The organism is Pseudomonas sp. GD04158, assembly GCF_029834875.1.
GTDB lineage: Bacteria > Pseudomonadota > Gammaproteobacteria > Pseudomonadales > Pseudomonadaceae > Aquipseudomonas > Aquipseudomonas hydrolytica.
This window is the reverse complement of the sequence record NZ_JAODYT010000108.1, coordinates 1-9,779: the sequence shown is the minus strand read 5'-3', so window position 1 is coordinate 9,779 and position 9,779 is coordinate 1. Positions and strand designations below refer to the sequence as shown.

Below are 9,779 nucleotides of genomic sequence, written 5' to 3'. Positions count from 1 at the left end.
GCCCAGGGCCTCAACCCGCTGGAGCGCGCAGCGGCGCCGCTGCTGGCGCTGCTGACGCGTTTGCGCAACACCATTTCCCATCCGATGCCGGCCAGCCTGCGCGCGCAATTGCTGGCCTATCTGCGCCAGTTCGAGGAACAGGCCAAGGGCGCCGGCGTGCCGCAGGACGAGGTCATGCTCAGCCGCTATGTGCTGTGCACCGCGCTGGACGAGGCGGTGCTCAGCACGCCCTGGGGCAGTGGCAGCGACTGGGGCAAGCAGAGCCTGCTGATTACCCTGCACAACGAGGCCTGGGGCGGTGAGAAGGTGTTCCAGCTGCTCGAGCACTGCCTGCAGAACGCCCGGCAGAAGCTGAACATTCTCGAGCTGCTGTACCTGTGCATGTGCCTGGGTTTCGAGGGGCGCTACCGGGTGATGAACGACGGCCGCAGCCAGCTCGAAGCCCTGCGCGAACGTACCGCGGCGACCATCCGCAGCGTCCGTGGCGAGTACGAACGCGGTCTGTCGCCGCGCTGGCGGGGCGTCAGCGCGGTGCGCGATCGCCTGTCGCAGTTCGTCCCGCCCTGGGTCGGCATCGCCGTATGCCTGGCGCTGCTGCTGCTTCTGCTGTTCGGCCTGCGCCTGAAGCTGGCCAGCGACGCCGAACCGGTGTTCCGCAATATCCACGCGTTGGGCGAGATCCCGGTGCAGACCATCGACCGGCCGCCGGTACAGCCCAAGCTGATCGAACGCCCGCGTCTGGCACGTTTTCTCGAAGACGACATCCGCGCCCAGCGCGTCGCCGTGGAGGATGCGGTGGACCGTTCGGTAGTGACCATCCGTGGCGATGAGCTGTTCGCTTCCGGCAGCGCCAGCATCTCCGACAACCTGCAGCCGCTGCTGCTGCGCATTGCCGAGGCCATCCGCCAGGTCAAGGGCAACGTGCTGGTCACCGGTCACAGTGACGACCGGCCCATCGCCACCTTGCGTTATCCCTCCAACTGGAAGCTGTCGCAGGACCGCGCGCAGCAGGTCATGGACGTCCTGGCCGCGCGCAGCGGCCAGCCGGAACGCTTCACCGCCGAAGGGCGCAGCGACACCGAACCGGTGGCCTCCAACGAGAGCGCCGCCGGCCGCGCACGCAACCGCCGGGTGGAGATCACCGTATTCGCGGAGGGCAACCTGTGAAGGCCTTCTTCAATTTCTGTGTGCGCTGGCTGGTGCCTATTCTCGGTCTGACCGCGCTGAGCCTGGTGATCTGGTTCGTCGGCCCGCTGATCGCCATCGGCGGCTTCGAGCCGCTGGCCTCGGCGACGGTGCGCTGGATTCTGATCGCGCTGCTGTTCCTGACCTGGATCGGCTTTCGCGTCCTGCGCCTGATCCAGGCGCGGCGCAACGCCGCCAAGGTCATGCAGGGGCTGGTGGCGGTGGCGCCGGATGCCGCCAGCGTGGCCACCGCCGAGGAGCTGGCGACCCTCAAGCAGCGCATGGACGAAGCCCTGCAACTGCTGAAGAAGGCCAAGCTCGGCGGCCAGGAGCGGCGCAACCTCTACGAGCTGCCCTGGTACGTGATCATCGGTCCGCCCGGTTCGGGCAAGACCACCGCGCTGGTCAACTCCGGGCTCAACTTCCCCCTGGCCGAGCATATGGGCGGCGGCGCCATCCGTGGCGTCGGCGGCACGCGCAACTGCGACTGGTGGTTCACCGACGAGGCCGTGCTGCTGGATACCGCCGGCCGCTACACCACCCAGGACAGCCACGCCGAGGTGGATAAGGCCGCCTGGCTGGGCTTTCTCGACCTGCTCAAGAACCAGCGCAAGCGCCGCCCCATCGACGGCGCGTTCATCGCCATCAGCCTGTCCGATCTGCTGCTGGGCAGCGAGAGCGAGCGCGCCGCCCATGCCCGTTCCATCCGTGCTCGGGTGCAGGAGCTCTACGCCCAGCTCGGCGTGCGTTTCCCGATCTACGTGATGCTGACCAAGTTCGACCTGGTGCCCGGCTTCATGGAGTTCTTCGACGACCTCAGCAAGGAGGAGCGCGGCCAGGTCTGGGGTACCACCTTCCCCCTGGACGACGGCAAGAGCGGAGAAGGGCCGCTGGCTGGCTTCAAGCAGGAGTTCGCCGCGCTCGAGGAGCGCCTGACCCAACGCCTGGTGGAGCGTCTGCAGCAGGAGCGCGACCCCAACCGGCGTGACCTGATCTACGGCTTCCCGCAGCAATTCGCCGCGCTGCGCGACAACCTCGCCAGCTTTCTCGACGGCGTGTTCAAACCCAATCCCTACGAGGAGCGGGTGCTGCTGCGCGGCGTCTATTTCACCAGTGGCACTCAGGAAGGCAGCCCTATCGACCGCCTGATCGGTGCCATGGCGCAGAGCATGAACCTCGATCGCCAGCACCTGGCGCGGCAGACCGGCACCGGGCGCAGCTACTTCATCGAGCGGCTGTTTCGCGAGGTGGCCTTCGGCGAGCGCGGCCTGGTCGGCGCCAACCCCAAGGTGGAACGCCGGCGCAAGTGGATCACCCGCGGCGCCCTGGCCGCTTCGGTGCTGCTGTTCGTCGCGGTCGCCAGCGTCTGGCTGGTCAGCTACAACGCCAACCAAGCCTATATCGCCGAGGTCGACGCGCGGGTGGCGCCGCTCAAGGGTCAGCTGGAGGCCCTGAGCCCGGCGCAGCGCGAGGTGCTGGCGGTGCTGCCGCTGCTCAACGCCATTCGCCACGTGGCGGACAACCCGCCGTCCTGGGCCGCCGGCTTCGGCCTGTACCAGGGCGACATGCTCGGCGCCGAAGCCGGCAGCGTCTATCGCAAGCTACTGATCGCAGTGATGGCGCCGCGGCTGCTGACCCGCATCGAGGAACAGCTGCGCAGCGGCGGCAATTCCGACTTCCTCTACGAGGGGCTCAAGGCCTATCTGATGCTGGCCAGCGCCGACCAGTACGATGCGGACTTCATCAAGGCCTGGATCAACCTGGACTGGGACCAGAGCCTGCCGCGCGATCTGGCGCCGGATCAGCGCCTGGCCCTCGGCGAGCACCTCGATGCGCTGTTCGCGCGCAAGCCGCCACCGGCGCGGCTGGACGAGAACCTGATCGAGGACCTGCGTCGTCAGCTGCAGCAGATGTCGGTGGCGCAGCGCGTGTACAACCGGGTCAAGCGACAGAAGCTGCCTGACGGTCTGCCGGACTTTCGCATCAGCGAAGCGGCCGGGCGCGACGCCGCCCTGGTGTTCACCCGCAAGAGCGGCAAGCCGCTGAACGATCCACTGAGCGGCTTCTACACCTACCGCGGCTATCGCCAGGTATTCATGGTCGCCAGCCTCAGCCAGTCCGGCGCGCTGGCCGAGGAGCAGTGGGTGCTGGGCCGACCGCTGGCGGACAACCAGGACGCCGCCAGCCTGGCCCTGGAGGTACGCAACCTGTACTTCCAGGACTTTCTCGGCCAGTGGGAAAGCCTGCTCGGCGATATCGATTTCGTCGCCATCACCAGCGTGGCCCAGGCGGCCGACGTGATGCGCGTGCTCTCCGGGCCCAATTCGCCGCTCAAGCAGCTGCTCGAGGCGGTGGCGCGGGAAACCGACCTGCAGCAGGAAGACCGCCTGCTCGCCGACAAGCTCAAGGCCGCCGACGGCACGGTGGACAAGCTCAAGCAGCAACTCGGCTCGCTGGTCGGCCAGGGGGGGCAGAACCAGCCGCAGGCCGCGCCACAGGTGGACCCGATCACCGCCCGCTTCAACGAGCTGAACAGCCTGGTGCGCAAGCCCGAGGGTAGCAACAGTGCGCCCATCGACGACCTGCTGGCCCAGTTCAACGAACTCTACGTGCAGCTCAGCGCCATGAGCGGCGCCAGTGGCGACGCCTTGCTCGGCGAGGCGAAGAATCAGGCCGTGGCCTCGGCGCAGCGGGTCAAGCTGGCCGGCGAACGCCAGCCGCCGCTGGTGCAGAACCTGGTCAACTCGGTGGTTAGCGCCACCACCAACAGCATGATGGGCGGCATCCGCAGCCAGCTCAACGCCGCCTGGGTGGCCGAGGTGGTCAACGTCTACCGCCAGTCGCTGGCCGGCCGCTATCCGCTGGACAGTGGCAGCACGCGTGACGCCACGCTGGAGGACTTCGGCAACTTCTTCGGCGTCGGCGGGGTGATGGACAACTACTTCCGCAAGTACCTGCAGCCCTACGTCGACACCTCGGCAACCACCTGGCGCTGGCAGCCGGGGGCGGCCGAGCGCTTGGGGATAGGCAGCGGCGTGCTGCAGACCTTCCAGCGCGCGGCGGCGATCCGCGATGCCTTCTTCCGCTCCGGCGGCACCCAGCCCACGGTGCGCTTCGAGCTCAAACCGGTGGCGATGGACGCGGCGATCAGCCAGTTCATCCTCGATCTGGACGGCCAGCAGATGACCTACGACCACGGTCCCAGCCGGCCGGTGGCGATGCAGTGGCCGAGCCCCAACAGCCTGGGGGTGGTGCGCCTGTCGATCACCCCGCCGACCAGCGCCGGGCGTTCCGGCCTGACCCTGGACGGCCCCTGGGCCTGGTTCCGTCTGCTCGAGCAATCCGACCTGACCCCCGGCGCCTCGCCGGACCGCTTCACCCTGCGCCTGCGCGTGGACAACGCCAGCGTGGCCTGCGAACTGCGCGCCAGCAGCGCCTTCAATCCCTTCCGTGGCCGTGTGCTGAGCGGCTTCAGCTTGCCGGAGCGGTTATGACGGTGGGCTTCTACGGCAAGCTGGCGAGCCGCGGCGACTTCATCCATCGCGGCCTGCCCAGCGCCTTCATCGAATCCTGGGATGCCTGGCTGGCCACGGGCATCGCCACCAGCCAGCAGGAGCTTGGCCCGGCCTGGCTCGATGCCTATCTGGTCAGCCCGCTGTGGCGCTTCGCCCTGGCGCCGGGCCTGGTGAGCAGCGAAGCGGTCACCGGGGTGATGATGCCCAGCGTCGACCGGGTCGGCCGTTACTTCCCGCTGACCATCGCCTGCCTGCTGGACGCCGATGCCGACCTGGGCTCGCTGCTCGGCGGCCCGGACGCCTGGTACGAGCAGGCTGAGGCGTTGTTGCTGTCGACGCTGGAGGAAGGCAGCGAATGCGAGGCCTTCGAGGCCGCGGTGGCCGCCCTTGGCGATCCGCCTTGCAGCCGGCGCAGGCCGCGCACGCCAGGCTTTCGGCAGATGCATTTCGGTGTCGCCAGCCCGGCCGAGCGCCTGGCCGTGCTGGCTCAGCTCACCTGTGAAGGCGCCAGTCTGTGGTGGGGGCGCGGCTCGGAGCATGTCGCCGCCGGCCTGCTGTGCTGCGCCGGGATGCCGGCAGCGCAGGCGTTCAGTGGCCTGTTGCTGGGAGCGGATGTATCGCCGGCTCCCAGCCTGGCCGCGCAGTTGCAGAGCGAGAGCCGATGATGAACGCAGCCGCAGTGGAGCAGTACCAGTCCGCCAGCCACAGCCATGTCGGCATGGTCCGCCAGGTCAACGAGGACGCCTGCCTGGACGCCCAGGAGATCGGCCTGTGGGCGGTGGCCGACGGCATGGGCGGGCATGCCGCAGGGGATTTCGTCAGCAGCCTGATCGTCGACAGCCTGCGCCGGGTGATGCCCACGCAGCAGCTCGATGACTACGTGCAGGCATTGCGCGACTGCGTCGACGAGGTCAATCGTACGGTGCGCGAAGAGGCGCAGCGCCGTGGCGTGAGCATGATGGGCAGCACCCTGGTGCTGCTGGTGGCGCGCGGCGAGCAGGCCGTCTGTCTGTGGGCCGGCGACAGCCGCCTGTACCGCCTGCGCGACGGCGTGCTGCAGGCCATCAGTCACGATCACAGCTACGTGCAGGAGCTGATCGACAGCAGCGTGCTCAGTGAAGCCGAGGCGCGCGAGCACCCCATGGGCAATATCGTCACCCGCGCGGTCGGCGCCCAGGAGCGCCTGGAGCTGGCCGAGGTGCAGCTGCAGGTGCTGCCCGGCGACTGCTTCCTGCTGTGCAGCGACGGCCTCACCCGTACCGTCGAGGAGCACGAACTGCAGGACGTGCTCGGCCACGTCGCGCCCTACGAGATGGTGCGCAGCCTGGTGCATCTGGGCCTGACCCGCGGGGCGCCGGACAACATCACCGCCATAGTCGTCAAAGCCTATTGAAGGACGCAGTAACCCATGGATATCGAAATACCGGGGTACGAGATCGAGCGCGAGCTGGGCGACGGCGCCATGGCCGTGGTCTACCTGGCCACCCAGCGCTCGCTGGAGCGCAAGGTGGCGCTCAAGGTGATGGCCGCGGCGCTGGCTGCCGATCCCAGCTTCTGCGAGCGCTTCCTGCGCGAGGGCAAGACCCTGGCGCGGCTGTCCCATCCCAATACCGTGACCATCCACGACATCGGCAATGTCGGCAGCCATTACTACATGGCCATGGAGTACCTGCCCAACGGCACGCTGAAGGAGCGCATCGCCGCCGGGCTGAGCGCGGAGCAGGGTATCCAGTACCTGCGCCAGATCGCCTCGGCGCTCGGCTATGCCCATGCCCAGGGCCTGGTGCACCGCGACGTCAAACCGGCCAACATCCTGTTCCGCGCCGACGGCACCGCGGTGCTGTCGGACTTCGGCATCGCCAAGTCGCTGGAAGACCGTACCCAGTTCACCCAGGCCGGCTTCGCCGTCGGCACCCCCAGTTACATGAGCCCGGAGCAGGCGCGCGGCCAACAGGTCGACGGGCGTACCGACCTCTATGCCCTGGGCGTGGTGCTCTACGAGATTCTCACCGGTCAGCTGCCCTACGTCGGCGCCGATTCGCTGTCCACCGCGCTGGCCCACCTCACCCAGCCACTGCCCGAGCTGCCGATTGCCCAGGGGCGCTACCAGCCCATCCTCAGCCGCCTGCTGGCCAAGGATCCGGCCGATCGTTTCCCCGATGCCGCGGCGCTGATCAAGGCGCTGGACGAACTGGCCGCCAGCCCGCCCCCCGCAGCAACCGGCGGCGACAGCGAAGCCACCCAGTTCCGCCCGCTGGGCCTGCCGGACGCGCCGGCGCAGCGCTCCATGCCGACCGACCTCGGCGGCCTGCAGGCGGTTTCGGTAAGCATGCCATCGGCGCAGAGCGAGGCACCGCGTTCAACCGAGGAGCATCCCACCCGCGTCCCGCCCGCCAAACCTGCGGTGCAAGCCGCACCTTCGCGCAGCCCGATGCTGGCGATAGCGGCATTGGCGCTGGTCGGCCTGCTGGTGCTGGCCGGCGGTGGCTACTGGTTGTTCAGCGGTTCGCCCAAACCGCCGTCACCCGAGCAGGCGCAGAGCGACCCACCGGCGGACGATGCGAAGCCGCCGGTGGTAAGCGAAGGCACGCCCGGCGCCCTGGCCACCGACGGCGGCGAGCGCCCGCTGCTGATGCCGGGCAAGAAGACACTGTTCCAGCGCGTGCTGAGCAAGCCCGATGCACGTCTGGCCAGCGAACCCGGTCAGGCCGCACAGGGGCGCGAGCTGCCGGCCTTTTCGGTGCTGTATGTCTACCGCCGTGAAGAGCAGGCCGGGCGCACCTGGCTGCAGGTGGGCGCCTCCAGCGATGGCACGCGCGACGGCTGGCTGGCGGCGGATCAGGCCAGCGACTGGAAACAGAGCCTGGTGCTCAAGTTCACCGAGCGCTCCGGGCGCTCGCCGGTGATGTTCCTCGACAGCCGCAGCACCCTGGAGCAGTACCTGGCCGACCCGGCCACGGCCCGCACGGCGCTGCACCAGGCCCGCTACGAGACGGCGCCGCCGGAGGTGATTGCGCTGGAGCCGGCCGCCAACGCCATCCCGCAGGAGCAGTTCTACCTGCTGCCGATCTTCGATTCGGCCGAAAGCTACGACGCCGGCGGCGCGCCGGTGCAACTGCTCAACGTGGCCTCCATCGACCCGGGCGACGCCGAAAAGGTGATCGGCGACGGCAGCCAGCGCTACCAGCACGACAAGTTCCGCACCGGCATCGTGCTGGTGGTCGATACCTCGGTGTCCATGCAGCCCTACATCGACCGCGTGGTGCGAGTGGTGGACGAGCTGCACAAGCAGATCGCCAGCCGCGGTGATCTGGACAACGTCAGCTTCGGTCTGGTGGGCTTTCGCAGCAACGTCGACAAGACGCCGGGGCTGGAGTACGTCACCCGCACCCTGGTGACCCTGGAAGAGGGCAGCGACCCGCAGCGTTTCGTCGACCTGGCGCGCCAGGTCAAGGCCACCAGCGTCTCCAGCCACGCTTTCAACGAGGATGCCTTCGCCGGCGTGATGGAGGCCGTGGAAGGCATGGACTGGACGCCCTACAGCGGCCGGCTGATCCTGCTGGTCACCGATGCCGGGGCGCTGCGCAAGAACGACCCGCTGAGCCGCACGCAGATGAACGAGGCCGAGGTGCGCGAGGCGGCGCTGCGCAAGCAGATCAAGATCTACGCGCTGCACCTGCGTACGCCCATCGGCCGCGACAACCACGGTTTCGCCGAACAGCAGTACCGCAGCCTGACCGCCGACGCCAACCCGCTGATCGGCGACCTGTACATCCCGGTGGCCGACGGCGAGGTGGAAAAGTTCGGGCAGACGGTCAAGGAGATCGGGATGATCTTCGCCGAACTGGTCAATCAGGTGGCCAACAACCAGGTCCAGGCGCCGTCCGAACATCAGTCCACGCGCAGCATCGCGGCCAAGAGCAATGCCATCGGCTATGCCATGCAGATGGACTTTCTCGGCCGCCGCTCGGCCACCCAGGCACCGCAGCTGGTCACTGCCTGGACCGCCGACCACGACCTGACCAACCCCTCGCTGCCGGCCTTCCAGGTCTGCGTGCTACTGACCAAGTTGCAGCTCAACGACCTGCAGCAGTCGCTCAAGCTGATCGTCGACGCGGCGCGGCGTACCCAGTCCTCGCCCAAGGACTTCTTCCAGGAAATCGCCAGCGCCAGCGCCTACATGAGCCGCGACCCCAGCGGCCTGAGTCAGGGCCGCAACCTGGCCGAGTCCGGCATCCTCGGCGAGTACCTGGAAGGGCTGCCGTACCGCAGCAAGTCGCTGAACATGACCCAGGAGCTGTGGCTGTCGCTCAGCGTCGCCGAACAGCAGGACTACATCGACGAGCTGGAATCGAAGATCCGCCTGTATGAAACCTTCCACAACGACATCGGCCACTGGGTGCGCTTTGGCGATGCACAACCGGGCGACGCGCTGTACCGCGTGCCGCTGGCGACGCTGCCCTGATGCTGCGCCTGCGCGATATCGGCAAGAGCCGACCGGGTTACCGCCTGCAGGTGCCGCGCCTGGACCTGCGCCCGGGGCAGCGCCTGGCACTGGTCGGGCCCAGCGGCAGCGGCAAGAGCACCTTGCTCGACCTGCTGGCCCTGGTACTCAGCCCCGACCCCGGCGGCGCCCTGGAATTCACCCGCGACGGGCAGACCCGCGATATCGCCGCGCTGTGGCGGCACGATCGTCAGGATCAGCTGGCCGAGTTGCGCAGCCGGCTGATGGGCTACGTGCTGCAGACCGGCGGGCTGCTGGGTTTTCTCGACGTGCGCGACAATATCGGCCTGTCGCGCGCCTTGCTCGGCATGCCCGACGACGTCACCGTGCAGCGCCTGGCCGAGCGCCTGGAAATCGCCGACCAGCTGGACAAGCTGCCGGCCGCGCTGTCGGTGGGCCAGCGGCAGCGCGTCAGCATCGCCCGCGCCCTGGCCCACGGCCCGGCCCTGGTGCTGGCCGACGAACCCACCGCATCGCTCGACCCGCTCAATGCCGAGCGGGTCATGCAGCTACTGGTGGAGCGCGCGCAGGAGCAGGGCGCCTGCATCCTCATCGCCACCCATGACGAAGCGCTG

6 protein-coding genes are annotated in these 9,779 nt (G+C 68.5%); all 6 read left to right on the top strand.

What is annotated here, in order from left to right:
• The coding region (locus N7333_RS22675) for a DotU family type VI secretion system protein (RefSeq protein ID WP_279859417.1) at positions 1-1,167 on the top strand (1,167 nt) is incomplete at its 5' end.
• A complete protein-coding gene (gene tssM / locus N7333_RS22670; protein WP_129482653.1) occupies positions 1,164-4,679 on the top strand; it encodes a type VI secretion system membrane subunit TssM in 3,516 nt (1,171 codons plus the stop codon). The genes N7333_RS22675 and tssM, both read left to right, overlap by 4 nt.
• The gene (gene tagF, locus N7333_RS22665; protein WP_003246992.1) at positions 4,676-5,365 is read left to right on the top strand and encodes a type VI secretion system-associated protein TagF; all 690 of its coding nucleotides are present in this window, start codon (positions 4,676-4,678) and stop codon (positions 5,363-5,365) included. The genes tssM and tagF overlap by 4 nt, the downstream gene beginning before the upstream one ends.
• Positions 5,365-6,093 carry a protein phosphatase 2C domain-containing protein gene (locus N7333_RS22660; RefSeq protein ID WP_041772884.1) on the top strand — a complete coding sequence of 243 codons (729 nt, stop codon included), beginning with the start codon at positions 5,365-5,367 and terminating at the stop codon, positions 6,091-6,093. The genes tagF and N7333_RS22660 overlap by 1 nt, the downstream gene beginning before the upstream one ends.
• 15 nt (positions 6,094-6,108) lie before the next feature.
• Entirely contained in the window at positions 6,109-9,165 is a 3,057-nt protein-coding gene (locus tag N7333_RS22655) for a serine/threonine-protein kinase (RefSeq protein ID WP_129482654.1), read from the top strand.
• Positions 9,165-9,779: ABC transporter ATP-binding protein (locus N7333_RS22650; RefSeq protein WP_279859416.1), on the top strand; the 615-nt coding region annotated here is incomplete at its 3' end. The genes N7333_RS22655 and N7333_RS22650, both read left to right, overlap by 1 nt.